Genomic DNA, 25,202 nt, shown 5'->3' with positions numbered 1-25,202 from the left:
ACCCGCTTCTCTGTCGGCGGCGCTGCGGCTACTCTGGCTGCGGGTTGACGGCGGGCTTCAACGCCGCCGCATCCCGGCCGTATAGAGAGAAAACGCATAAACCTCGCGGCGCTTAGCACTAAATAACAGATGTTTTTCCCAGGCTGCATGAGCCGCCTGCGGAGTTGATTGTCGCTCCAACACCAGATTAACCGTTCAATTTGATATCCGACTCGGCATTAATGATTAGTGAGCCTTTACTTTCACACGTCATGCCGTGGGTTCTGGATATCGGCCGGCCAGCCGTGCCGGTTTTTTTGTCGCCTCAGGCTGAATCGTTCCAACTGATGAACGCGCCTTGGGGGGCATCTTGGCCCACCGTCGGTGGGTCTTTTGAACGCGCAGGATCGCGATCCCGCGCTGGTGGAGGAGTGAGTCATGAACGAAAAACACGGGTGTTCCTGTGCGCGCCATTTGGCGCAGGGTTTTGCCAGGCAGTCGATCAACGCCGGGGAGGGCGAAATCTATCAAATCTCGCTGATGAGCGCGCTCATCGACGGGGTCTACGAGGGTGAAACCACCATTGCCGAGTTGCTCAAACACGGTGATTTCGGCCTCGGCACCTTCAATCACCTGGACGGCGAACTGATCGCTTTCGACCAGGAAATACACCAGCTGCGCGCCGACGGCAGCGCCCGCCCAGCCGGTTTGCAACAGAAAACCCCTTTCGCCGTCGTCACCTTTTTCCAGCCCAGTATCAGCCAGCAGTTCGACCGGCCGATCACCAAGGCGCAGCTGCACCAATGCATCGATGAACAGGTCGCCTCGCCGAACCTGTTTTGCGCGGTGCGGGTTGACGGTGAGTTCAGCCACGTGGAAACCCGCACCGTGCCGCGCCAGGAGCGGCCCTATCGCCCGATGCTGGAAGCGATAGAAGAGCAGCCGACCTTCTCGTTTCATCAACGGCGCGGCACGCTGGTCGGCTTCCGCTCGCCGGATTACATGCAGGGCATCGGCGTCGCCGGCTATCACGAACACTTCGTTACCGACGACCGCAGCGGCGGCGGCCACGTGCTGGACTACCAGCTCGATCATGGCCGCCTGCAGTTCGGCGTCATCACCCGTCTTAATCTTCAGTTGCCGCATGATGCGGATTTCTTGCGCGCCAACCTCTGCCCAGAGGATTTGGATCGCGCGATTCGTTCCGCCGAGGGTTAACCCCGGCGATCGTTTTCTTAGGAGGTGGAACCATGGCACAGGAAAAAACAGGCAATGACTGGCAATGCGGCGCCGACTTGGTGGTGAAAAACCTGGAAGCGCAGGGCGTCAAACACGTTTTCGGCATTCCGGGCGCCAAGATCGACCGGGTGTTCGACTCGCTGGAGGACGCGCCATCGATTGAAACGGTGGTGGTGCGGCATGAGGCCAACGCGGCCTTTATGGCGGCGGCGGTCGGCCGCCTGACCGGCAAGGCCGGGGTGGCGCTGGTCACCTCCGGGCCGGGCAGTTCCAACCTGATCACCGGGCTGGCCACCGCCACCTCGGAGGGGGACGCGGTAGTGGCCTTTGGCGGGGCGGTGAAGCGCGCCGACAGCCTGAAGCAGACGCACCAGAGCATGGATACCGTCAGCATGTTCCGGCCGGTGACCAAGTATTGCGCCGAAGTGCATGCCGGTTCGGCGATTTCCGAGGTGATCGCCAACGCCTTCCGCCGCGCCGAGTTTGGCCGGCCGGGAGCCTCGTTCGTCAGCCTGCCGATGGATATCGTCAATGAACCGGTCAGCGCGCCGGTGTTGGCCGGCTGCCGCTTGCCGCGCATGGGGGCCGCGGCGGCGGACGACATCCAGGCGGCGGTGAAGCTGATCCGCCAGGCCAAATGCCCGGTATTGCTGCTCGGTTTGCAGGCCAGCCGGCCGGAGAACAGCGAAGCGGTGCGCCATCTGCTGTACCGCACCCACATGCCGGTGGTCGGTACCTATCAGGCGGCGGGAGTGATCGACGTCAACCACTTCGCCCGTTTCGCCGGCCGCGTTGGCCTGTTCAACAATCAGCCGGCCGATCAGCTGTTGCAGAAGGCCGATCTGGTGGTGAGCGTCGGCTATGATCCGATCGAATACGATCCCTGCATGTGGAACAGTCATGGGCGGCTGAAACTGGTGCACATCGACGTGCTGCCGGCGGATATAGACACCTGCTATCGGCCGGACGTCGAACTGGTGGGCAACATCAGCGCCACGCTGAACATGATGACCGAAACGTTCAATGAGGCGGTCTGCGTGCCGTCGGAGGTGGAGCTGATCCTCACCGATCTCGGCCGCCAGCGCACAGAACTGGCGGAGCGCGCCGCGCGCCGCGGCGGCATGCCGATCCACCCGCTGCGCATCGTCAAGGAGCTGCAGGACATCGTCAGCGACGACGTGACGCTGTGCGTGGACATGGGTAGCTTCCACATCTGGATCGCCCGCTATCTTTACAGCTTCCGCGCCCGCCAGCTGTTGATCTCCAACGGCCAACAAACCATGGGGGTGGCGCTGCCGTGGGCCATCGGCGCGGCATTGGTGCGCCCCGGCGACAAGGTGGTGTCGATCTCCGGCGACGGCGGCTTCATGCAGTCGAGCATGGAGCTGGAGACCGCGGTGCGGCTGAAAAATAACATCGTGCACGTGATCTGGGTCGATAACGCTTACAACATGGTGGAGATGCAGGAAGTGAACAAATACCAGCGCAAATCCGGCGTGGAGTTCGGGCCGATCGACTTCAAGGCCTATGCGGAATCCTGCGGCGCGGTCGGTTTCGCCGTGCAGTCGGTGGACGATCTGCGGCCGATGCTGCGCAAGGCGATGGCGATCCAGGGGCCGGTGGTGGTGGCCATTCCGGTCGACTACGCCGACAACTATAAGCTGATGGCGCAGATGAACTTCAGCCAGATGATTTAATTTCATCATCGCGTGGTTTCACCGGGGCAGGCCGCTTGCGCGCCTGCCCATTTTTATGCGCGGAATTTGTCCTTTACATCGCTAACTGCATGATTTATTGCTATCCGTTGGGCTGTTTTTTCACCACTGGGGATAGCGCAATGAAAAGAAAAGCAATAACGATCGGGCTGCTGGCGTTGGCGATTGCCGGCGGCGCGCGAGCCAATACGCTGGTCTACTGTTCTGAAGGCTCGCCGGAAGGTTTCAACCCGCAGCTGTTCACCTCCGGCACCACGGTGGATGCCAGTTCGGCGGCGATCTACAACCGGCTGGTGGATTTCAAACCCGGTACCGTCGAGCTACAACCCAGCCTGGCGGAAAGCTGGGAGGTCAGCGAAGACGGCAAGCGCTATACCTTCCACCTGCGCAAGGGCGTGGCATTCCAGAGCAATAAATATTTTACCCCCACCCGCGATTTCAACGCGGATGACGTCATCTTCTCGTTTATGCGCCAGAAGGACGCCAACAACCCGTATCACAAGGTCTCCAACGGTGCCTACACCAACTTCGAGTCGATGGAGTTCGGCACGCTGATTGACCGGATCGTCAAGGTGGATGACCACACCGTGCGCTTTGAGCTCTCCCGCGCCGAGGCGCCGTTCGTTGCCGATCTGGGCATGTACTTCGCCACCATTTTATCGGCGGAATATGCCGACGCGATGCTGAAGGCCGGCACGCCGCAGCGGGTGGACAACGATCCTATCGGCACCGGGCCGTTCCAGCTGGTGCAGTACCAGAAGGACGCAAAAATCCTCTACAAGGCGTTCGACCGCTACTGGGAAGGCAAACCGAAGATCGATCGGCTGGTGTTCTCGATCACGCCGGATGCGACGGTGCGTTACGCCAAATTGCAAAAGAACGAGTGCCAGGTGATGCCGTTCCCCAACCCGGCGGATCTGGCGCGCATGCGGCAGGACGGCAACCTGCAGGTGATGGAAAAATCCGGCCTGAATATCGGCTTCCTGGCGTTCAACACCCAGAAGAAGCCGTTGGATAACGTCAAGGTGCGCCAGGCGTTGGCACTGGCTGTCAACAAGCCGGCGATCATCGACGCGGTGTTCCACGGCGCCGGCCAGCCGGCCAAGAATCTGCTGCCGCCGACCCAATGGGGCAGCAACGCGCAGCTTGAAGATTATCCGTATTCGCCGGAGCGGGCGAAGCAGCTGCTGCAGGAGGCCGGGCTGGGGCAGGGGTTCGATATCGATCTGTGGGCGATGCCGGTGCAGCGGCCCTATAACCCCAACGCCAAGCGGATGGCGGAGATGATCCAGGCCGACTGGGCCAAGATCGGCGTGCGCGCCAAAATCGTCACCTTCGAGTGGGGCGAGTATTTACAGCGGATTAAAAACGGCGAACACCAGACCGCGCTGATGGGCTGGACCACCGCCAACGGCGATCCGGACAACTTCTTCGGCCCGCTGTTCACCTGCGCTTCGCTCGGCGGCTCCAACTCGGCGAAATGGTGCTACAAACCGTTCGACCAGTTGATCCTGCAGGCGCGCGAGGAGAACGATCACGCCAAACGGGTGGCGATGTATCAGCAGGCGCAGGTGGTGATGCACGATCAGATGCCGGCGCTGATGATCGCGCACTCGACCATCTTCGAACCGGTGCGCAAGGAAGTGAAAGGCTACGAGATAGACCCGTTCGGCAAACACATCTTCAAACAGGTGTCGCTGGAGAAATAACCAAGAGGCCGGGGTAACCCGGCCTTTTTCATGCCTGCGGCGCGTCGCAGTGGTAGCGGCCGCGCGGGATCACCAGCGGCGTGTGGGACAGCGGATCGTCGATGATCATGCACGGCATGCCGAACACCCGCTCCACCAGTTCGGCGGTGATGATCTCCGCCGGTTTCCCTTCCGCCACGATCTTGCCGTCGCGCATGGCGATGATGTGATCGGCATAGCGGCAGGCGTGGTTGAGATCGTGCAGCACCGCGATCAGGGTTTGACCGCGCTCGCGGTTGAGCTGGCGGAACAGATCCAGCAGCTCGATCTGGTGCGCGATGTCCAGATAGGTGGTCGGCTCATCCAGCAGCAGCAGCGGCGTTTGCTGCGCCAGCGCCATCGCTACCCAGACGCGCTGACGCTGCCCGCCGGACAGCTCGTCGACGCTGCGATCCGCCAGCTGGTTGACGTTGGTGGCCGCCATGGCGGCTTCCACCGCCTGTTTGTCGGCCTGCGTCCATTGTTTCAGCAGGCTCTGGTGCGGATAGCGGCCGCGCGACACCAGGTCCGTCACGGTGATGCTGTCCGGCGCGATCGAAGTTTGCGGCAGCAGCCCAAGCTCGCGCGCCAGCGCCTTGGTAGCGAAGCTGCTGATGTTCTTGCCGTCCAGCATCACCTCGCCGGCGCTGGGTTTCAGCAGGCGGCACAGGGCGCGCAACAGCGTCGATTTGCCGCAGGCGTTCGGCCCGACAATCACCGTGAAGGCGCCGTCGGGGATCGCCACGCTCAGATCGTCAGCGATGATTTTATTGTCGTAGCCCAGCTTCAGGTGCGAGGCGTGCAGGCGGTGGCTCATGGCATTATCACTCTTCATTATCTGCGGGCCTCTCGGATGAGCAGCCAAATCAGGTACAGGCCGCCGATGCAGACGGTCACAACCCCGACCGGCAGTTGGATCGGCGCGAAAAGATGTTGGGACACCACGTCGGCGCCGAGCAGCAACGCCGCGCCCATCAGCGCCGAGGAGGTCAGGGTGACCGAGGATTGGCCGGCGAGGCGACGGGCGATCTGCGGTGCCGCCAGCGCGATAAAGGAAATCGGCCCGGCGGTGGCGGTGACGGCGGCGGTGAGGGTGACGCCGAACAGCATCAGCCACAGCCGGCTGCCTTCGGCGTTAACGCCCAGCGCGCGCGCCGTGTCATCGCCCATTTCCAGCAGCTGCAGCCGTTTGCCCATCAGCAGCGCGGCGGCGGCCGCCAGCACGATGAACGCCGTGGCGGGCTGGGCTTTTTGCCAGGTCATGCCGTTGAGCGAACCGGCCTGCCACATGGCGGCGTCCATGGCGCGCTCGAGCGAGGCGGTGATGATCAGCCAGGTATTGGTGGAGACCAGCACCGCGCTGATGGCGATGCCGACGATGATCAACCGGAAGCCGGCGATACCTTGCCGCCAGGCCAGCAGATAGATGGCCAGCGCGGCGAGAATGCCGCCGGCCAGCGCGCCGCCGGCGATGTAATAGTAGCCGCCGTTGAACAGGGTGATGGCGATCAGCGCGCCGGTGTAAGCCCCCATGTTAAAGCCGATCACGTCCGGGCTGCCGAGCGGGTTGCGGATAATTGACTGGAAAATGGCGCCGCTCATGCCGAGCGCGGCGCCTAACAACAGCGCCATGGCGATGCGCGGCAAGCGCCATTGGGTGACCACGGTCACCAGGTTTTTCGGCGCCTCGCCGCTGAGCGCGGCAAAAACCTGCTCCAGCGAGAGCTGCAGCGTGCCGTAGCACAGGGCGGCGACGGCCATCGCCAGACACAGCGCCAGCAGCGAAAGATTGACCAACAGCAGGCGCAGCGGCAGGCGCCCGTTGATGACGCCGTCCGGGCGGCCGATATGCAGCGTATGCGGCAGACTCATCACAGACCCCCCAGCGTTTTCTTGCGGCGCACCAGCCAGATCAGCACCGGCGCGCCGATGAAGGCCGCCACGATGGAAACCCGCAGTTCACCGGCCGCCAGCAAGCGGCCGACCACGTCGGCGCACAGCAGTAAAATCGGCGCCAGCAGCATGGAGTAGGGCAGGATCCAGCGCTGGTCGGGGCCGACCCACCAGCGGGCGATATGCGGCACCATCAGGCCGATGAAACTGATTGGGCCGACGGTGGCGGTTGCCGCGCCGCACAGCAGCGTGATGGCGATCACCGCGATCACCTGAGTCAGCACCACGCGCGCGCCGAGTGCGATCGCCAGATCTTCCCCCATACCGATGGTATTCAGCGGCCGGGCGATGAGCAGCGTCAGCAGGCAGCCGAGCAGAATGGCGGGGGCGGTGACCGGCAGCGTGGACAGCGTGCGGATATCCAGCGTGCCGGCCTGCCAGAAGCGGAGTTGGTCAAAGGTTTGCGGATCGATCAGCGACAGCCCGGTGGTGATGCCGAGCAGCACCGCGCCGATAGCCACGCCGGCCAGCGTCAGCCGCACCGGGTTGATGCGCCCGCCCGCCAGCGTGCCGATCAGGTAGACCAGCAGGGTGGTGAGGGCAGCGCCGGCAAAGGCGTAGGCCATGTAGCTTTCGGTGGTGGCGGCGCCGAAAAACATGATGCCGATGACCACGGCGAAGCTGGCGCCGGCGTTGATGCCGAGCACGCCGGGATCGGCCAGCGGGTTGCGCGTCAGCGCCTGAATCAGCGCGCCGGCAGCGCCGAGCGCCATGCCGGCCAGGATGCCCGCCAGCGTACGGGGCACCCGGGCATTGAGAATGATGGTGCTGTCGGAACCGCTCGCGGCACCCTGCAGGCTGAGCCAGACGGTATGGAAAGGAATGGCTTTGGAACCCAGCATCAGGCTGGCCATGATGCACAGCAGCAACAGCGCCAAACCGATACCGAACCCGGCGATGCGTTTGAAGCCACTGGCGTAAGCTGCGTGCGGTGCGGACGAAAGCGTCCGCTCAGTCGGAGTGGGTACGTTCACACCGGTAACTCCTGTATGATTTTTATTCTCATTGTTATTTGCGTTCATGCGGGGGGGCAATAGTAGCACGAGTTTACGCCCGCATGCACCCGCCGGTTGGTGGCAAAGGTGCGTTGACGATGTTAATAACTATTGATATTTCAAATGATTGAATGTGAACGTTCGCCCCGCTTGCGGAAAGTGTCGGCAGGGGGCTGACCTGCCGACGGCGTGATTCAGGGCTTTTTGAACAACCGTTCGATTTGATTCAGCATGTTGGTGGCGCTGTAGTAATCGAGGCGGAAGGTATCGTTGCCGACGGCGTAGACGTGCCGCTGTTCCACCGGCTCCAGATGTTTGAGGAACGGGTTGGTCAGCACCTCTTGCACTTTGCGCTCATTGGTGGCGAACAGGATCAGGGTTTTGCCATTCAGACCTTCGGCCATTTTTTCGCCGGAGATCTGGATGATGTCATGGCGTTTACCCATGCTGGTGTTGCCTTTGGCGCTTTCCGGCGGGGTGGCCAGTTGGAAGCCGAGCTGGGTCAGCAGTTTGCCCTGGGCGGAACCCGGCGTCCACAGCATGGCCTCGCGGCCGTTGTCGGCATACACCAGCGGAGTGGTGGGCTGCGGCGGCAGCGCGATCGCCTGTTTCACTTGCTCCACGCGCTGCTCGAAACGATCTTCCGCCTGTTTGGCGCCGGCTTCATGACCGGTGATCTCGCCGAGCTCGCTGGCCAGCTGTTGCCAGCTTTTATCGCCATAGTCGAGCACCAGAGTCGGCGCAATGGCGGACAGCTGGTCATACAGTTTCAACGCCGAATCACCGCCGGTCGCGGCGACGACGATCAAATCCGGCGCGGCGGCGGCGACGGCTTCGGCATTGGGCTCCACCTGGTACAGCCGCTCGACGTGGCGCTGTTTGGCCACCTCGCTCCACTGGGTAAAGAAACCTTGTTTATCGGCCACCAGGGGATTTGGGCTGGTGGCGGCGCTGGCGACCACCGGGGCGTCGATAGCCAACAGCGTGCCGGTGATGGTGACGCTGGTGGACACGATGCGCTGCGGCGGTTTTTCCAGCGTGAATTTCCCTTTGACGCTGTCGATGGTGCGCGGCCAACTGCCGTCGGCAGCGGGGGCGGACGTTTTCTGTCCGTCGCTCTTGTCGTCCGGGCCGCAGCCGCTGAGCAACAGGCTGGAAGTGGCGATAAATGCAATGAACAGCTGGCGTAAGGATAGGGTCATGAGCGGGCTCTTTCTTTCCTTGAACTAAGGCGTATCAATCCGGCGGCGGATTGGCTGCGTGGTGGATGCCGGCTAATTTACCATTCAAGTCGCCAAAATGATAACCATTCGTATCTCAGCGCGTGGTGAAGGAAAGAATAGAAAGAAGAAGCGGAGGAAGCCGAGTGACAGAAACGAAAAAAGCGCCAAAAGGCGCTTTTTTCTGAATTGGTGGGTCGTGCAGGATTGATTCGGCCTGTGGCCTCACCCTGCGGGCAACGCTGCGCGTTGTCGTATCGCTGCGCGATGCTCGAACCTCTACGGCTATCCGCCTATTTCATAGACGGCCCCTTCGGGCCAGCGCAAGCGCTGTTCAAAAGCATGAATGCTTTTGTCTCATCCTGCACGATTCGGTGAACTCTGTCGGCAAGAAGATGAAGTCGGGAGCAGGTGGCGCAGAAACGAAAAAAGCGCCAAAAGGCGCTTTTTTCTGAATTGGTGGGTCGTGCAGGATTCGAACCTGCGACCAATTGATTAAAAGTCAACTGCTCTACCAACTGAGCTAACGACCCGCAGAAGTGGTGGGTGATGACGGGCTCGAACCGCCGACCCCCTCCGTGTAAAGGAGATGCTCTACCAACTGAGCTAATCACCCACTTCAGGACTTCCAAGTTACTGCTAAACGAGAGAATGATGGTGGGTGATGACGGGCTCGAACCGCCGACCCCCTCCGTGTAAAGGAGATGCTCTACCAACTGAGCTAATCACCCTCATTCGTTCTCATTTTTTCTCAACAAGATGGTGGGCGATGACGGGCTCGAACCGCCGACCCCCTCCGTGTAAAGGAGATGCTCTACCAACTGAGCTAATCGCCCCGTCTTGTTGGAGTCGCATTATAGGGATAGTTCAAAGTGAGTCAACGGTTTTTAAAATGATTTCAATCGTTCGCCGCAAATTTAGGCAGGGCGCGATAATAATCGCCAGCAGCGCCGATTCTTTGCGCGATGCTATGCGAAACTCGCCGCAAAACGCGCGAAATCGACCGGTGCAATATCGTGTCGGCGTTGAGGAATTAGCGCGTGGTGATACAATGTCGTCCACTCTTTTTTCAATTCCGAGCAATCGTCGGCAACCGCCGACACGCGTTGCGTAATAAGGCAGTGAACCCAATGAAAATCAAAACCCGTTTTGCACCGAGCCCGACCGGCTATCTTCACGTCGGCGGCGCGCGTACCGCACTTTATTCCTGGTTGTTCAGCCGCCATGCGGGCGGTGAGTTCGTTCTGCGTATCGAAGATACCGATCTGGAACGTTCTACCCAGGACGCGATCGACGCAATTATGGATGGCATGAACTGGTTGAACCTGGATTGGGATGAAGGCCCGTATTTCCAGACCAAGCGTTTCGATCGCTACAACGCGGTCATCGATGAGATGCTGGAGCAGGGCACGGCCTATAAATGCTATTGCTCCAAGGAACGTCTGGAAGCGCTGCGCGAGAAGCAGATGGAAAACGGCGAGAAGCCGCGTTACGACGGCCACTGCCGCGACAGCCAGTGCAGCCACACCGACGACGAACCGCACGTGGTGCGCTTCCGCAACCCGCAGGAAGGGTCGGTGATCTTCGACGATAAAATTCGCGGCCCGATCGAATTCAGCAACCAGGAGCTGGACGATCTGATCATCCGCCGCACCGACGGTTCGCCAACCTATAACTTCTGCGTCGTCGTCGATGACTGGGACATGGAAATCACCCATGTGATCCGCGGTGAAGACCACATCAACAACACCCCGCGCCAGATCAACATTCTCAAAGCGCTGGGCGCGCCGGTGCCGGAATACGCGCACGTGTCGATGATCCTCGGCGACGACGGTAAAAAGCTGTCCAAACGTCACGGCGCCGTGGGCGTGATGCAGTACCGCGACGACGGCTATCTGCCGCAGGCGCTGCTGAACTACCTGGTGCGTCTGGGCTGGTCCCACGGCGATCAGGAGATCTTCTCCATCGACGAGATGAAAGAGTTCTTCACGCTGGAAGCGATCAACAAATCCGCCAGCGCCTTCAACACCGAGAAGCTGCAGTGGCTGAACCATCACTACATCAACCATATGCCGGCGGAAGAAGTGGCGGTGCATCTGGCATGGCACGTTGAGCAACTGGGCATTGAAACCCGCAACGGGCCGGAACTTAAGGACATCGTCAAGCTGCTGGGCGAGCGCTGCAAGACGCTGAAAGAGATGGCGGAGTCTTGCCGTTACTTCTACGAAGACTTCAGCGAGTTCGACGCCGACGCCGCCAAGAAACACCTGCGTCCGGTTGCGCGTCAGCCGCTGGATGCGGTGCGCGCCAAGCTGGCCGCCATCACCGTCTGGACGCCGGAAAACGTGCATGACGCCATTCAGGGCACGGCGGATGAGCTGGGTGTCGGCATGGGCAAAGTCGGCATGCCGCTGCGCGTCGCGGTGACCGGTGCCGGCCAGTCGCCGGGCATGGACGTGACCGTGCATGCGATCGGCCAGAAGCGTTCGCTGCAGCGCATCGACATGGCGCTGGCTTATATCGCCGAGCGCGAAGCGCAAGCCTGATTCGCTGCTACGCCATAAAGAAAAAGCCCCGAGGAGCAATCCCGGGGCTTTTTTCATGGCGGTTGTCAGGCGTGTTCGCTGGCCGGCAAACCGGGGCGATAGGCGAGGAAATACATCAGCCCGACAAAGCCGGCGCCGCCCAGCGCATTGCCGAGAAATACCGCGACGAAATTAGGCAGGTACTGTTCCCAGACCATGCCGCCGGCGAAGATGGCCGCCGGGATGATGAACATGTTCGCCACCACGTGCTGGAAGCCGATGGCGACAAAAGCCATGACCGGGAACCACATGCCGATCACTTTGCCCGGCACATCCTTGCTGGCGAAGGCTAACCACACCGCCAGGCACACCAGCCAGTTGCAGCCGACGCCGGAGATGAAGGCGTGCAGGAAGTCTGCATCCACTTTGGCCTGCGCGATCGCCAGCGTCTTATGCAAAAACGCGCCTTCGGTCAGGCCCAGCAGGTGGCCGAAAAAGTAGGCGACGGCCACGCTGCCGGCCAGGTTGGCCAGGGTGACCCAAAACCAGTTGCGCAGCACGGCGATGGCGGGGATTTCACGAGCGAACCAGGCCATTGGCAAGGTCATCATGTTGCCGGTCAGCAGTTCGCCGCCGGCCAGAATGGTCAGGATCAGGCCGATCGGGAACACCGCGGCGCCCAACAGCGCGCCGAAAGAGCCCCATTCGGCCGGCAGGGTGCCGATGACGTGAATATCCAGCAGGAAGCCGGTGGCGATAAAGGCGCCGGCGAGAAAGCCCAGAATCAGCAGATTAGCGAGCGGGGCGCGGCTTTTGTTTACCCCGGCCTGAACGGCGAGGGCGGCGATTTCTTTTGGTGAATGCAAAGACATGACGGACTCGGTTTATAGTAATGAAGTTTATGGCGCGGGCAGTCTATGCCGCTCCGGAGTCCGACTCAAGCGCATTTCGCTAACATTCCGTTAATTAAAAATCAACGTGATATGCAGGGTCTTTCGCCATTTTGAGATGTAGCGCGCAAAATGGATGAACTCTGCGCAAAGTGATGATTTTTTGGCGCCAAAGATGCTGATTTGGCGGCTTTTTCAACGCTTGATTCAGTAATTCAATTTAGCCGTTGACAGCTTTGAGCGGGTTTCATATTATGCGCCCCGTTCACAGCACAAAGTGATTGTGGAACGGGGCTATAGCTCAGCTGGGAGAGCGCTTGCATGGCATGCAAGAGGTCGACGGTTCGATCCCGTCTAGCTCCACCAACCTTCTTCTCAGAAAGGTTGAGGATACCGTAACGCCGGTCAAAGTGTACCACTTTTGTGGGGCTATAGCTCAGCTGGGAGAGCGCTTGCATGGCATGCAAGAGGTCGACGGTTCGATCCCGTCTAGCTCCACCACCATTTAAAAAGCCGACCTTAGGGTCGGCTTTTTGCTTTGAGTCATTTAACCTTCGCCGAATGCCGGCCAATAAAAAAGGCGCCCGCAGGCGCCTTGTTATCGCAGTCGGTTCGAGGCTTAGCCCAGCACCAGACCCGCGATGGAAGCGGACAGGATGCTGACCAGCGTAGAGCCGTACACCAGCTTCAGGCCAAAGCGTGACACCACGTTGCCCTGGTGTTCGTTCAGGCCCTTGATCGCACCGGCCACGATGCCGATGGAAGAGAAGTTTGCGAAGGACACCAGGAACACCGACAGGATCCCCAGGCTGCGCGGCGACAGCTCGGCAGAGACTTTCTGCAGTTCCATCATGGCCACGAATTCGTTGGAAACCAGCTTGGTGGCCATGATGCTGCCGACCTGCAGGGCTTCGTGCTTAGGAATGCCCATGATCCAGGCGAACGGATAGAAGAAGTAACCGAGGATTTCCTGGAAGCTCAGGCCGAAAATGGCGCTAAACACACCGTTGAGCGCGGCGATCAGGGCGATGAAGCCAATCAGCATCGCGGCGACGATAATTGCTACTTTGAAGCCCGCCAGGATGTATTCACCCAGCATTTCAAAGAAGCTCTGGCCTTCGTGCAGGTTGCCGAGGTGCAGCTCTTCTTCTTTATTGGTGTCGTACGGGTTGACCAGCGACAGCACGATAAAGGTGCTGAACATGTTCAATACCAGCGCCGCCACCACGAATTTGGCGTCCAGCATGGTCATATAGGCGCCGACGATGGACATGGAAACCGTAGACATCGCGGTCGCCGCCATGGTGTACATGCGCTTTTCCGACATCTTGCCCAGGATATCCTTGTAGGCGATGAAGTTTTCGGATTGCCCCAGGATCAGCGAGCTGACGGCGTTAAACGACTCCAGCTTGCCCATGCCGTTCACTTTCGACAGCACGGTGCCGATAATGCGGATGATGAACGGCAGCACCTTGATGTACTGCAGAATACCGATCAGCGCCGAAATGAAAACGATCGGGCACAGCACCTTCAGGAAGAAGAACGCCAGGCCTTTGTCGCCCATGCCGCCGAACACGAAATCAGTCCCTTGTCCCGCAAACCCGAGCAGTTTGTCAAACAGCGCGGCGAATCCTTTTACGAAGCCCAAACCCGCTTCCGAATGCAGGAAAAAGTAGGCCAGCAGTACTTCGATAACCAGTAGTTGAATAACATAGCGAATGCGGATGCTTTTACGATCGCGGCACACCAACAGGGCCAGGATCGCTACCACCACTATCGCCAACGCAAAGTGCGCAATATGGGACATGTTTGCTCCAAATTTGAGGCAGGCTGAATTTCGGCTGTCATTTTATGTAACGCTACGTTTAAAAACGAGACTTCTATTGCAAATATGGAAAATCATAGTGGGAGTTCTCCTAAAGTGTTGCGCAAAAGCATAAAAAATCAAGATGTTAAAGCAGCAATAGGAAATTCGTATTCTTGTGCTAACCTGTCTTTCAGGGGTATTGCAGCCAAAATCCCATCAGAAAAGCACGGAAATCGGCAAGCTCCGCGCTGAACCCTTCGATAAAACCGTTAATGTTGGCTATTACAGAGATAAGTTTTACCGCTCTAAATGCGCTTGATAATTATTATCATTTATATAGAGTGGAGATAAACGTAATTTCAGTAAGGGTTCAACATATGCTGAACAGTCGCGTGGTTGAAACCACCTCCGGTCGCTCCGCCAGAAAAATCAAACTCTCGCTCATGGGGCCCGCCTTTATCGCCGCTATCGGTTATATCGATCCCGGCAACTTCGCCACCAACATCCAGGCCGGCGCCTCATTCGGCTACAGCCTGCTGTGGGTGGTGGTTTGGGCCAACGTGATGGCGATGCTGATCCAGCTGTTGTCCGCCAAGCTGGGCATCGCCACCGGGAAAAATCTGGCCGAGCATATTCGCGATCGCTTTCCGCGGCCGGCGGTGTGGGCCTATTGGGTACAGGCGGAGATCATCGCCATGGCGACCGATCTGGCTGAGTTTATCGGCGCGGCGATCGGCTTCAAGCTGCTGCTCGGTGTCTCTCTGTTGCAGGGCGCAGTACTGACCGGCATCGCCACCTTTTTAATTCTGATGCTGCAAAAACGCGGGCAAAAGCCGCTGGAGCTGGTGATCGGTGGGCTGTTGTTGTTCGTCGCCGCCGCTTACATCGTCGAGCTGGCGTTCTCCCAGCCGCAGTTGGCGCCGCTGCTGAAGGGGATGGCGCTGCCCGATTTGCCTAACGGCGATGCGGTATTCCTGGCTGCCGGGGTATTGGGCGCCACCATCATGCCGCACGTGATCTATCTGCATTCGTCGCTCACCCAAATCGGCGGCGAGCACGACAAGGCGGAACGCTATGCCGCCACCAAAGTCGACGTCGCCGTGGCTATGACCATCGCCGGTTTCGTTAATCTGGCGATGATGGCCACCGCCGCCGCCGCGTTTCATTTCAGCGGCCACAGCGGCATCGCCGATCTCGACGTGGCTTACCTGACGCTGCAACCGCTGCTCGGGCACGCCGCCGCCACCGTGTTCGGCCTGAGCCTGGTGGCCGCCGGCCTCTCTTCTACCGTGGTGGGCACGCTGGCGGGGCAGGTGGTGATGCAGGGGTTCGTGCGTTTCCATATTCCGCTGTGGCTGCGGCGCGCGGTGACCATGCTGCCGTCGTTTATCGTCATCATGTTGGGAATGGATGCGACGCGCATTCTGGTGCTGAGCCAGGTGCTACTCAGCTTCGGCATTGCGCTGGCGCTGGTGCCGCTGCTGGCTTTCACCGGCAATCGGGCGCTGATGGGGGAAATGGTCAACGGCCCGCTGGTGCAAAATCTGGGCAAGCTGATCGTACTGGTGGTGGTGGGATTGAACGGCTACCTGTTGATCGGCAGCGTGCTGTAAGCGAAAACAGTGCGGGCCGGCGCAACGCCGGCCCGTCGTCGTTAATCGCGGTCGTCATCACCGTGGCGGCGCCAGCGATCGCGGTCATGATCGTGATGGTGCTTTTTCTCTTTCTTCCAGTGGTGCTTATCGTAGTGTTTGTCGTATTTACGATAGCGTCCTTCATGATAGTAATAGTGTTTACGCCAGTAGTCGCCATCGCGCCAGCGATAACCGTCCCAGTAGTAACCGCGACGGCTGCGGTCGCCGAGATAACGGCCCTGATGGCCTTGCCACCAGTCGCGATCCCGCCAATCGTAACCATCCCAATAGCGGCCGCGGTTATCCTGATCGCCGATGCGCAATGAAACGCCCGGCATCAGATCGATGCTGATCCCTTCAGCATGCGCCTGCTGGGCGGCGGGCAGTACCGTCGCCGCCAAAATGGCGGCCAAGAGCAGAGGTTTAAACATGGCTTCTCCTTCCCGCTTGCGCGGCCCGGCCGTTTGTCACTTTATGAAGCGCGTTCATCAGTTTAAAAGCGGCCTTATCGTTATTTTTGCTGCAATATTGGCATCATAGCGCCGGCGTATAGGGTTGAATCTGAGAGCCACTCTGAAAATGATGCAGGAAGTTAAGATTTGAGATTTTTCTGGAGTATCGCCGCTCGATTGAACGGCGGAATTTGTAAGCGATTACAATAAGATGTTCTCGATCTGCGCGAGCTCTTCTTCACTGAAGTGACGATTGGCCAGCATGCCCACCGCGTCTTCTATCTGCGCATTCTTGCTGGCGCCGATCAGCACTGAGGTCACGCGATCGCCGCGCAGCACCCAGGCCAGCGCCATCTGCGACAGCTTCTGCCCGCGTTGCCGCGCCAGCGCATCGAGGCGGCGCACCTTGTCCAGTCGCTCGGCGGTCAACTGCTCCGGCTGCAGGAAGCGGCTGCCGCTGGCGGCGCGGGAATCTTGCGGGATGCCGTGCAGGTAGCGATCGGTCAGCAGGCCACCCGCCAGCGGCGAGAAGGCGATAGATCCGACGCCATGTTCCTCCAGCGTATCCAGCAATGCCGTCTCCGGCCCGCGTTCCAACATCGAATACTTCGGTTGGTGGATCACGCACGGCGTGCCGAGCTGCTGCAGAATGTCGAAGGCCTGTCGCGCGCGCTCGGCCGGGTAGTTGGACAGGCCGACATACAGCGCTTTGCCCTGGCGTACCAGCAGATCCAGCGCCGCCATGGTTTCTTCCAGCGGCGTGTCCGGATCCGGCCGGTGGTGATAAAAGATATCCACATACTCCAACCCCATGCGCTTCAGGCTCTGATCGAGGCTGGCGACCAGGTACTTTTTCGAGCCCCAATCACCGTAGGGGCCGGGCCACATGGTGTAACCGGCTTTGGAGGAGACGATCAGCTCATCGCGCCAGGCCCGCAGATCGGCGTTGAGAATGCGGCCAAAGTTCTCCTCGGCGGCGCCGGGCGGCGGGCCGTAGTTATTGGCCAGATCGAAATGGGTAATGCCGCGATCGAAGGCGCAGCGGATCAGGCCGCGGGCGTTATCGTACAAAGTGGCGTCGCCGAAGTTGTGCCACAGGCCGAGTGAGACGGCGGGCAGCTTCAGCCCGCTGCGGCCGCAGCGCCGGTATTCCATCTCTTGATAACGCGAGGGGGAGGCTGGGTAAGACATAGTTATCCTTGTCGGCGAGAGGTGAAGTGCTTTGAGTGTATACGTTTCCACACCGCGTTGCCGCGGGAGCGATCACGACGCCGGCATGTAACGCCAGGTTGCCGTTCGATGCGGGAGTGGTTGTTCGAAATTTGAACGGCATCTTCGATAATTAAGATAATCGCTCCAGCTGCAGACAGGTGATGATCATGACTCAGACCTATACGGTGGCCGATTATCTGCTCGATCGTCTGGCCCAAATCGGCATCCGTCATTTCTTCGGCGTGCCGGGGGATTACAACCTGCAATTTCTCGATCACGTCCTCGCGCATCCGCAAATCACCTGGGTAGGCTGTGCCAACGAGTTGAACGCCGCCTATGCGGCTGACGGCTATGCGCGCTGCAAACCGGCGGCCGCGCTGCTTACCACCTTCGGCGTGGGGGAGCTGAGCGCGTTGAACGGGGTGGCCGGCAGCTACGCCGAATACCTGCCGGTGATCCACGTGGTCGGCACGCCGGCGCAGCGCGCCCAGCGCGCCGGTGATTTGCTACACCATTCGCTGGGGGATGGCGACTTCACTCATTTCGCCCGGATCGCCAAAGAGGTGACCGTCGCGCAGGCCGACCTGACCGCCGACAACGCCGCGCTGGAGATAGACCGCCTGATCGGCGTCGCCTTGCTGGAGCATCGCCCGGTTTACCTGATGTTGCCCAGCGATGTCGCGCAGGCGCCGCTGCCGAGTAAACCGGCGCCGCTGATGCTGCGCCAGGCCAAACTGTCGCAGAGCGCATTGCAGGCGTTTATCGCCGCGGCGCGCGAAAAGCTGCTGTCGGCACGGCGGGTGTCGCTGCTGGCGGACTTCCTGGCCGATCGCTTCGGCGCCGAAGTGGCGCTGGACGAGTGGCTGCAGGAGGTCGATATGCCGCACGCGACGCTGTTGCTCGGCAAGGGCCTGCTGGACGAGAATCGCGCCGGTTTCGTTGGTACCTACTGCGGCGGCGCCAGCGATCCGGCGGTGAAACAATTGATCGAAAACGCTGATGTGGTGATCAACGTCGGCGTACGCTTGACCGACACCATTACCGCGGGGTTCACGCATCATCTGCCGGTGGAAAAATGCATCGATATTCAACCGTTCGAAGCCTGGGTCGGGCGACAGCGCTTTAGCCGCATTCCGATGCGCGAGGCGGTGCAGGCATTGCACCACCTGAGCCTGTCGCTGGCGTCGCGTTGGCCGTTGCCGCCGATCGTCCGCCCGGCGCTGCCGGAAGGCGATGGGGAAGGGTTGGATCAGCACGCCTTCTGGCGGCAAGTACAGGATTTCCTGCGGCCGGGGGATATCGTGCTGGCCGATCAGGGTACCGCCTGTTTCGGCGCGGCGGCGCTGACGTTGCCGCGTGGCTGCCGCCTGATCGTGCAGTCGCTCTGGGGATCGATCGGCTATACCCTGCCGGCGACGTTCGGCGTGCAGACCGCCGAACCGCAGCGCCGGGCAGTATTGCTGATCGGCGACGGCGCCGCGCAGTTAACCGTGCAGGAACTGGGATCGATGTTGCGCGACGGGCTTAAACCGGTGATCTTCGTACTGAACAATCAGGGATATACCGTTGAGCGCGCGATCCACGGGCCGGAGCAAAGTTATAACGACATCGCGCGCTGGAACTGGACGCAGTTGCCGACGGCGTTGGCCGGTGATCGGCCGGTGAAGGCGTTGCGGGTCAGCAATCCGGACGGATTGCGTCAGGCGCTGCGCGAGGTAGCGGACGACGAGCGGCTGGCCTTCATCGAAGTGATGCTGCCGAAGATGGACATTCCGGAACTCCTCGATACCGTCTCTCGCGCCATTCAGGCGCGCAACGCCGCCGCTTAAGGCAGGGTGTCGCCCAGCAGGCGTTCCAGCATCCAGAACCCCGCCGGGCCCGGCGGGGTCAGTTTGGACCAGACCGCATCTACCGAAATCAGTTTGGGCCAGCCGCGCGGCCGCAGCTGGGTGAGTCTGTCGTGGCCGTATTGCTGCACCAGCCAGTGCGGCAACACCGCCCAACCGAATCCCTGTTCCGCCATCTCCAGCAACAGCAGATAGCTGGGTGCCGACCAGACCAGGCCACCCTGTCTGGCCGCCTCGGCGCCGGTGTAGGTATTCAGGATCAACTGGCGGGTGCTGGACAATTGCTCCGGCGTCGGCGCAGCAACCTGCGCCAGCGGATGCTGATGGGCGACGAACAGCCCCATTTCGGTCTGCTCAGGCAGCCGGGAGAAGGCGATATCCGGCGGATAACTTTTTTGCACTTCCACCATGCCCAAGTGCGCGCGGCCGCTTTGCAGCAGATCGATAACGTCGCCTTCCTCAGCGATCATCCATTCCAGCTCAATCTCCGGGTAGCGCTGTTCGAACAGTTGCATCAACCGATCGTGATGCTTGGGCTGGTAGGTATCGGAAAACACCATGCTCAGGCGCGGTTCAACCTCGCCCGCCAACTGAATGCTCAGGGCGTCGAGGCGTTCGCTGGCGGCGAGGATCGCCTGCACATGTCCCAGCACTTTGCGGCCGGCAGCGGTGAGCACCGGCTGGCGCGCGCCGCGATCGAACAGGGTCAGCGCCAGGTCCGCCTCCAGATTGGCGATGGCGGTGCTGATGGTGGATTGGCTTTTGCGTAATTTGCGCGCGGCGGCGGAAAACGAGCCGAGGGCGGCGGCTTCGACAAACGCGTGCAACGCTTCCGGGGAATAGTGCATAATCTATCTACTTTATCGATGGAACCTATTTTTAATCTACCCAAAAAAGCGATGATAATCACCTGGCTTTCGCAACAACTGTTGAAAAAAAGGTGATGTATGCAACTGCAAAACAAGTCTCTCATTGAACGTATCGTCCACGCCGTCGGTTTCGAGGCCATCGCCGTGATGGTTTGCGCCCCGCTGGGCGCGTGGCTGCTGAACCGTTCAATGGTGCAGGTCGGTGCGTTGGCGGTAATGCTCTCCACCGTCGCGATGCTGTGGAACATGGTTTACAACACGGTGTTCGACCGCCTGTGGCCGGTCAGCCGGGTGGTGCGTAACCTGAAGGTGCGTGCGCTGCACGCCGTTGGCTTTGAAGCCGGTTTTATCCTGATCGGCGTGCCGATCGCCGCCTGGATGCTGAGCATCTCCTGGACGCAGGCGTTTATGCTGGAAATTGGTTTCTTCCTGTTCTTCCTGCCGTACACCATGGCCTATAACTGGCTGTACGACATGCTGCGTCAGCGCTGGTTCGAGGCGCGCCAGCCGATCAATTCCGGCGCCAAATAAGGCGTCGTCAGACCGACGATTCTCAGGTAAGGTCAGAGGATCGTCGGAAATGCTGAGGAAAGAAGGATGAAAGTGTTGGGTCTGCTGGGCGGCATGAGCTGGGAATCCACCATTCCGTATTACCGCACCATCAACGAGCAGGTAAAGGCGCGCCTCGGCGGGCTGCATTCGGCCAAAATCGTGCTCTACAGCGTCGATTTCCAGGAGATTGAGCGCTTGCAGCACCAGGGCGATTGGGACGGCGCCGGCCGGCTGTTGGCCGCCGCCGCGGTGGCTTTGCGCGCCGCCGGCGCCGAAGCTATCGTGATCTGCACTAACACCATGCATAAGGTGGCGGAGGCTGTCGAGCAGGCCAGCGGCCTGCCGCTGATTCACATCGCCGACGCCACGGCGCTGCAGGTGCGGGAAAAAAACATTCGCCGCGTTGGGCTGCTGGGCACGCGCTTTACCATGGAGCAAACCTTTTACCGCGGCCGCCTGCAGGAATTGCACGGCATCGACGTGGTGACGCCGGTCAGTGCCGATCGCGACATCGTACACCGCATCATCTATGACGAGCTGTGCCTCGGTAAAATTCGCGACGCCTCGCGCGACGAGTATCGCCGGATTATCAGCGATCTGGAACAGCAGGGGGCGCAGGGGATTATTTTCGGCTGCACCGAAATAGGCTTGCTGGTGAGCGAGCGGGATGCCTCGGTGCCGGTGTTCGACACCACTGCAATCCACGCTCGCGCCGCCGCGGCGTTCGCGCTGGCCTAATCGTCGTGCGGCGGTTGCCGGCGGTTCACCAGCATCAAGGGTTTGCCCGCCAGCGCCAGCCAGGCAGGCAGCATCACGATGCACAAGATCGGCAGCAGGTGCAGATCCGGCACCACCGCCACCGCCATAAACAGGCTCAGCCAGCCGTCGCGCGTCACTACCAGCACCAGCCCCATGATGGCGCAGGAGACGGTGATCGCCGCCGGCACCGCCGGAACATGCTGGTGCAGCATCAGGCCCAGCGCCGCGCCGACGAACACCGCCGGGAAGATGCGCCCGCCGCGAAAACCGCAGGCGGCCGCGATCACCAGCGCCGCCAGCTTGGTCAGGGTAATGGTCAACAGCGCCGGCACCGAATAGCTGTCGTCCACCGCCAGGCGTTTCATCTCATCCAGCCCCTTGAACAGGGTAATCTCTCCGCCCAACAGCGCCAGCAGCCCCAGCACAAAGCCCCCCAGCCCTAACATCAACACCGGATTCTTCATTGAATGGAACAGGCGGTGAACGTGCGGGAAACACCACAGCGCCACCATGCCGAGCGCGATGGCGATCAGCGCCACGATGGCGCCGCTGAAAATGTCCGGCAGCCGCGTCACGTCGTAGGCATCGAGCTGCAGGGCGAAATTGGGCACGAAGAACATCTGCGTGGTGACCGCGCCGGCGGCGGCAGCCACCAGCGGGGCGAACAGCCGATCCCACAGCGGCGTTTCGTTATTGCCGGCCAGGGTTTGCGAGAAGATCAGCGCGGCGGCGACCGGTGTGCCGAACATTGCGCCGATAGTGCCTGCCGCCGCCAGGATGATCCAGTCCATGCGCGGCACCTTCGGCAGCAGGCGCGCGCCGGCCGCCGCCACCAGCGCGATGTTGATGGCGGTGATCGGGTTCTCCGGCCCCAGACTGACGCCGCCGGCCAGGCCGACAATCAGCGCCAACCCCAACCCCGGCAAGGCGGAGAGTGGCAGCGGCATGCCGATCAGCGATTCCGTCGCCGGATCCGGCCCGGCGTGACCCGGCATATAACGCACGATCAGGCCGACCGCCACGCCGGTCAGCGTCAGCATCGCAACCGGCAACCAGGGCGACTGGGCGTCCAGGCTCAGCGCATCGGGCAGCGTCACCCACAGTAATTGCTGCAATGCGGCGGCAATTTTCATCACCAACAGCAGCACCAGACTGGAAACGGAACCGATAATCAGCGCAGGCAAAGCAAAGGCCAACATGGCATTGGCGCGCGGATGCAGCATGAATAATCCCTTGTCGATGCCTCCCTGCGGGGCAGGGAGAGCGGGTGGTTGGGCAGTGGCCACAGCTTGCCAGACTATCGGCGCGCAGGCACGCATTGATATTGCCCGGCGGCGATGACGGTTAACAGTCGCCGGGGGGCGTTTTTTGCCGCAATTTGTTTCAAATCGCGGCATAGCGGACAAGCTGAAACGTTTTTTGTGATCCGGATCGCTATTGAGGTGCAGATCCGAGGCGGGTGATTGTTGTTTTCGCAGCAGGATTTTACAGTGTGGGCAGCGTTTTATTTTTTATTTTGCGGAGACGAAATCAATGACCTATGCCCTCGTGGGTGATGTTGGCGGCACCAATGCCCGCCTGGCGTTGTGCACTGTTGCGACGGGTGAGATTACCCAGGCGAAAACCTATTCCGGCCTGGAGTTCGACAGCCTGGAGGCGGTGATCCGCCAATACCTGAAAGAGTGCGAGATCGAGGTGCAGGACGCCTGCATCGCGATCGCCTGCCCGGTGACGGAAGACTGGGTCGCGATGACCAATCACAGCTGGGCGTTCTCGATCAAAGAAATGAAGGCCAGCCTGGGGCTGAGTCACCTGGAAGTGATCAACGATTTCACCGCCGTCTCGATGGCGATCCCGATGCTCTCGCCGGACGACGTGCTGCAGTTTGGCGGCGGCGATGCGCAGCCGGGCAAACCGATCGCGGTGTACGGCGCCGGCACCGGGCTGGGCGTCGCCCACCTGGTGCACGTCGATCGCCGCTGGGTCAGCCTGCCGGGCGAAGGCGGCCATGTTGATTTCGCGCCGAACAGCGAAGAAGAAGACATTATTCTGGAGGTGCTGCGCGGTGAAGTGGGGCACGTTTCCGCCGAGCGCGTGCTGTCCGGGCCGGGCCTGGTCAATCTGTATCGCGCCATCGTCAAGGCGGACAACCGCCTGCCGGAGAAACTGGAGCCGAAGGACATCACCGAGCGGGCGCTGGCCGACAGCTGTATCGACTGCCGCCGTGCGCTGTCGCTGTTTTGCGTGATCATGGGGCGCTTCGGCGGCAACCTGGCGCTGAATCTGGGCACCTTTGGCGGCGTGTACATCGCCGGCGGCATCGTGCCGCGCTTTATGGAATTCTTCAAGGCCTCGGGCTTCCGCGCCGCCTTCGAAGACAAAGGGCGTTTCCGTGACTATGTGCGCGACATTCCGGTGTTCATGATAACCCATGGCCAGCCGGGCCTGTTGGGGGCCGGCGCGCATCTGCGCCAGACGCTGGGCATGCGGCTGTAAGCCGCGCGGCGGGGCAATAAAAAAGGGGCGCAACCCGCAGGTTGCGCCCCTTGTCGTTTTCGCGGGGTATCAGGCTTTGGCCAGCTCCGCCGCCTGCGCGGTTTCTTCGCTTTCCATTTCCACCGCTTTCGGCGCTTTGATGAACAGTGTAATCAGCAAAGAAGCGGCGGACAGGACGCCAATCACCATGAAGGTGGCGTGGAAGCCGCCGAAGTATTTGGCGACGAACGAACCGGCCAGCGCGCCCAGGCCGAAGCCCTGATAGATGATGCCGTAGTTCTTGCTGTGGTTCTTCAGGCCGAAGAAGTCGCCGACAATCGCCGGGAACACGGTGATATTGCCGCCGAAGCAGAAGGCCACCGCGCCAACGCAGATGAAGAACAGCGTGTGGTTCAGGGTCATGAAACTCAGCGCGACAATCGCCAGCACGGTAACCAGCATGGTGAAGCTGATGACGCGCATACGGCCTACTTTATCGGACAGTGTCCCCAGGATGATGCGGCCGGCGGTGTTGAAGATGGCGACGGCGGACACGGTGTTGGCGGCGGTGGCCAAATCCATCCCGGCCAGCTGAACGCCCATGTCTTTCACGATGCCAATCAGGTACAGACCGCTCATGCAGGCGGCGAAGAAGATGGTGAACAGCAGGTAGGCTTCTTTGGTGGCCAGCATCTGGCGCACGCTGAAGTCGTTGCCCAGACCATTGGCGCCTGGCTGTGCGGCGCTGGTCGCCAGCACCGGCTCTTTCAGCAACAGGGAACCGACGACGATCAGGCCCATCACGATGGCACCCCAGTAGAAGAAGGCGCCGGAAACGCCGACGTCGGCGATCAGGGCGGCGTTGACGTATTTGAACAGCAGGCTGCCGCTGCCGAAGGCGCCGACGGAGATGCCGGAAATCAGGCCTTTGTTGGCCGGGAACCACTTAATCAGGTTGGACAGGGTGGAGATGTAGGCGATACCGACCGCAAAGCCCACCACCACGCCGGCCAGCAGGTAGATCATGTCGAGCGAGCTGACATGGGCGCTGGCGATCAGGCCCAGGCCGACCAGGATGCCGGAACACAGCGTCAGGTTGCGGATGCCGAAGCGTTCTTGCAGCTTGCCGGCGAACAGCGTGGCGAAAGCCAGGAAGAAGCTGGTGATGGAGAAGGTGGTGGCGACGTCCGCCAGTCCCCAGTGGAACTTGTCGACCAGCGGCTGGTTGAACAGGCTCCAGGTGTAGATGGTGCCCAGACCCATCTGACAGATGATGGTGCCGAGAACGATTAAGCTGCGATTTGCCGGTTTGGTGTTCATGGCCGGTCTCCTTCCAGTGTGTGCGTTGCCGG

20 protein-coding genes and 6 tRNA genes are annotated in these 25,202 nt (G+C 60.7%); 11 read left to right on the top strand and 15 right to left on the bottom strand.

What is annotated here, in order from left to right; genetic code table 11:
- Positions 1 to 417 precede the first annotated feature (417 nt).
- The 3 genes from budA to ACJ8PN_RS20620 all read left to right on the top strand — a co-directional run bounded on the left by budA (position 418) and on the right by ACJ8PN_RS20620 (position 4,642).
- On the top strand, positions 418 to 1,197 hold the full coding sequence (gene budA, locus ACJ8PN_RS20630) for an acetolactate decarboxylase (protein WP_004936416.1): 780 nt from the start codon (positions 418 to 420) through the stop codon (positions 1,195 to 1,197).
- A gap of 32 nt (positions 1,198 to 1,229) precedes the next feature.
- The gene (gene alsS, locus ACJ8PN_RS20625) at positions 1,230 to 2,915 is read left to right on the top strand and encodes an acetolactate synthase AlsS (RefSeq protein ID WP_171454492.1); all 1,686 of its coding nucleotides are present in this window, start codon (positions 1,230 to 1,232) and stop codon (positions 2,913 to 2,915) included.
- A 140-nt stretch (positions 2,916 to 3,055) separates the two neighbouring features.
- Positions 3,056 to 4,642 (top strand): ABC transporter substrate-binding protein, encoded by a 1,587-nt coding sequence (locus tag ACJ8PN_RS20620; RefSeq protein WP_004936411.1) that lies wholly within the window; start codon positions 3,056 to 3,058, stop codon positions 4,640 to 4,642.
- A 28-nt stretch (positions 4,643 to 4,670) separates the two neighbouring features.
- Here the strand turns inward: ACJ8PN_RS20620 and ACJ8PN_RS20615 are convergent, their stop codons facing one another.
- The 8 genes from ACJ8PN_RS20615 to ACJ8PN_RS20580 form a co-directional block, all read right to left on the bottom strand.
- A complete protein-coding gene (locus tag ACJ8PN_RS20615; protein ID WP_351109772.1) occupies positions 4,671 to 5,477 on the bottom strand; it encodes an ABC transporter ATP-binding protein in 807 nt (268 codons plus the stop codon).
- Between the two features lie 17 nt (positions 5,478 to 5,494).
- Positions 5,495 to 6,532 carry an iron-enterobactin ABC transporter permease gene (fepG, locus tag ACJ8PN_RS20610; protein WP_021505613.1) on the bottom strand — a complete coding sequence of 346 codons (1,038 nt, stop codon included), beginning with the start codon at positions 6,530 to 6,532 and terminating at the stop codon, positions 5,495 to 5,497.
- The gene (gene fepD / locus ACJ8PN_RS20605; protein ID WP_015378660.1) at positions 6,532 to 7,587 is read right to left on the bottom strand and encodes a Fe(3+)-siderophore ABC transporter permease; all 1,056 of its coding nucleotides are present in this window, start codon (positions 7,585 to 7,587) and stop codon (positions 6,532 to 6,534) included. The genes fepG and fepD overlap by 1 nt, the downstream gene beginning before the upstream one ends.
- Positions 7,588 to 7,802: 215 nt before the next feature.
- The gene (fepB, locus tag ACJ8PN_RS20600; protein ID WP_351109734.1) at positions 7,803 to 8,810 is read right to left on the bottom strand and encodes a Fe2+-enterobactin ABC transporter substrate-binding protein; all 1,008 of its coding nucleotides are present in this window, start codon (positions 8,808 to 8,810) and stop codon (positions 7,803 to 7,805) included.
- Between the two features lie 475 nt (positions 8,811 to 9,285).
- Positions 9,286 to 9,361: transfer RNA gene (locus ACJ8PN_RS20595), tRNA-Lys, on the bottom strand.
- A gap of 7 nt (positions 9,362 to 9,368) precedes the next feature.
- Positions 9,369 to 9,444 (bottom strand) — tRNA-Val (locus tag ACJ8PN_RS20590).
- Between the two features lie 39 nt (positions 9,445 to 9,483).
- Positions 9,484 to 9,559, bottom strand: a tRNA-Val gene (locus ACJ8PN_RS20585).
- A 29-nt stretch (positions 9,560 to 9,588) separates the two neighbouring features.
- Positions 9,589 to 9,664 (bottom strand) — tRNA-Val (locus ACJ8PN_RS20580).
- A gap of 294 nt (positions 9,665 to 9,958) precedes the next feature.
- Between ACJ8PN_RS20580 and gltX the strand changes: the two genes are divergently transcribed.
- Positions 9,959 to 11,374: a glutamate--tRNA ligase gene (gltX, locus tag ACJ8PN_RS20575; RefSeq protein ID WP_171454490.1), complete on the top strand. Its 1,416-nt coding sequence runs from the start codon at positions 9,959 to 9,961 to the stop codon at positions 11,372 to 11,374.
- A gap of 65 nt (positions 11,375 to 11,439) precedes the next feature.
- Here the strand turns inward: gltX and ACJ8PN_RS20570 are convergent, their stop codons facing one another.
- Positions 11,440 to 12,225, bottom strand: coding sequence for a formate/nitrite transporter family protein (locus ACJ8PN_RS20570; RefSeq protein WP_351109736.1), 786 nt, complete (start codon positions 12,223 to 12,225; stop codon positions 11,440 to 11,442).
- 308 nt (positions 12,226 to 12,533) lie between these two features.
- Here ACJ8PN_RS20570 and ACJ8PN_RS20565 point away from each other — a divergent pair.
- A tRNA-Ala gene (locus ACJ8PN_RS20565) sits at positions 12,534 to 12,609 on the top strand.
- A gap of 59 nt (positions 12,610 to 12,668) precedes the next feature.
- A tRNA-Ala gene (locus ACJ8PN_RS20560) sits at positions 12,669 to 12,744 on the top strand.
- A 118-nt stretch (positions 12,745 to 12,862) separates the two neighbouring features.
- Here the strand turns inward: ACJ8PN_RS20560 and ACJ8PN_RS20555 are convergent.
- Positions 12,863 to 14,050, bottom strand: coding sequence for a NupC/NupG family nucleoside CNT transporter (locus tag ACJ8PN_RS20555; protein WP_004936373.1), 1,188 nt, complete (start codon positions 14,048 to 14,050; stop codon positions 12,863 to 12,865).
- 377 nt (positions 14,051 to 14,427) lie between these two features.
- On the opposite strand from ACJ8PN_RS20555, the gene ACJ8PN_RS20550 reads away from it, so the two are divergent.
- Positions 14,428 to 15,663, top strand: a complete 1,236-nt coding sequence (locus tag ACJ8PN_RS20550) for an Nramp family divalent metal transporter (protein ID WP_004936371.1) — start codon at positions 14,428 to 14,430, stop codon at positions 15,661 to 15,663.
- Between the two features lie 41 nt (positions 15,664 to 15,704).
- Here the strand turns inward: ACJ8PN_RS20550 and ACJ8PN_RS20545 are convergent, their stop codons facing one another.
- Both ACJ8PN_RS20545 and mgrA read right to left on the bottom strand, forming a co-directional pair.
- Positions 15,705 to 16,115 (bottom strand): DUF2502 domain-containing protein, encoded by a 411-nt coding sequence (locus ACJ8PN_RS20545; RefSeq protein WP_004936369.1) that lies wholly within the window; start codon positions 16,113 to 16,115, stop codon positions 15,705 to 15,707.
- A gap of 222 nt (positions 16,116 to 16,337) precedes the next feature.
- Positions 16,338 to 17,327: an L-glyceraldehyde 3-phosphate reductase gene (gene mgrA / locus ACJ8PN_RS20540; RefSeq protein ID WP_351109738.1), complete on the bottom strand. Its 990-nt coding sequence runs from the start codon at positions 17,325 to 17,327 to the stop codon at positions 16,338 to 16,340.
- A gap of 188 nt (positions 17,328 to 17,515) precedes the next feature.
- On the opposite strand from mgrA, the gene ACJ8PN_RS20535 reads away from it, so the two are divergent.
- On the top strand, positions 17,516 to 19,177 hold the full coding sequence (locus ACJ8PN_RS20535) for an alpha-keto acid decarboxylase family protein (RefSeq protein ID WP_351109740.1): 1,662 nt from the start codon (positions 17,516 to 17,518) through the stop codon (positions 19,175 to 19,177).
- On the opposite strand, the gene ACJ8PN_RS20530 is transcribed toward ACJ8PN_RS20535, so the two are convergent.
- Positions 19,174 to 20,043: a LysR family transcriptional regulator gene (locus ACJ8PN_RS20530; protein ID WP_031300563.1), complete on the bottom strand. Its 870-nt coding sequence runs from the start codon at positions 20,041 to 20,043 to the stop codon at positions 19,174 to 19,176. The two genes, ACJ8PN_RS20535 and ACJ8PN_RS20530, sit on opposite strands and share 4 nt — an antisense overlap.
- Before the next feature lie 99 nt (positions 20,044 to 20,142).
- On the opposite strand from ACJ8PN_RS20530, the gene ACJ8PN_RS20525 reads away from it, so the two are divergent.
- Positions 20,143 to 20,595, top strand: a complete 453-nt coding sequence (locus ACJ8PN_RS20525) for a multidrug/biocide efflux PACE transporter (RefSeq protein WP_004936357.1) — start codon at positions 20,143 to 20,145, stop codon at positions 20,593 to 20,595.
- Between the two features lie 66 nt (positions 20,596 to 20,661).
- A complete protein-coding gene (locus tag ACJ8PN_RS20520; protein ID WP_044030750.1) occupies positions 20,662 to 21,354 on the top strand; it encodes an aspartate/glutamate racemase family protein in 693 nt (230 codons plus the stop codon).
- Here ACJ8PN_RS20520 and ACJ8PN_RS20515 read toward each other — a convergent pair.
- Complete coding sequence (locus ACJ8PN_RS20515; RefSeq protein ID WP_351109743.1) at positions 21,351 to 22,598, bottom strand: ion channel protein; 1,248 nt, start codon at positions 22,596 to 22,598, stop codon at positions 21,351 to 21,353. The two genes, ACJ8PN_RS20520 and ACJ8PN_RS20515, sit on opposite strands and share 4 nt — an antisense overlap.
- Positions 22,599 to 22,908: 310 nt before the next feature.
- Between ACJ8PN_RS20515 and glk the strand changes: the two genes are divergently transcribed.
- Positions 22,909 to 23,871 (top strand): glucokinase, encoded by a 963-nt coding sequence (gene glk / locus ACJ8PN_RS20510; protein ID WP_082996531.1) that lies wholly within the window; start codon positions 22,909 to 22,911, stop codon positions 23,869 to 23,871.
- 69 nt (positions 23,872 to 23,940) lie between these two features.
- Here glk and ACJ8PN_RS20505 read toward each other — a convergent pair whose 3' ends face one another.
- Complete coding sequence (locus ACJ8PN_RS20505) at positions 23,941 to 25,170, bottom strand: L-lactate MFS transporter (RefSeq protein ID WP_004936347.1); 1,230 nt, start codon at positions 25,168 to 25,170, stop codon at positions 23,941 to 23,943.
- Positions 25,171 to 25,202: the final 32 nt, after the last annotated feature.

This window comes from Serratia sp. CY76391 (assembly GCF_052166695.1).
Taxonomy (GTDB): Bacteria; Pseudomonadota; Gammaproteobacteria; order Enterobacterales; family Enterobacteriaceae; genus Serratia; species Serratia nematodiphila.
Note: the sequence above shows the minus strand (reverse complement) of the source record. Positions and strands in the feature narration are given on the sequence as shown.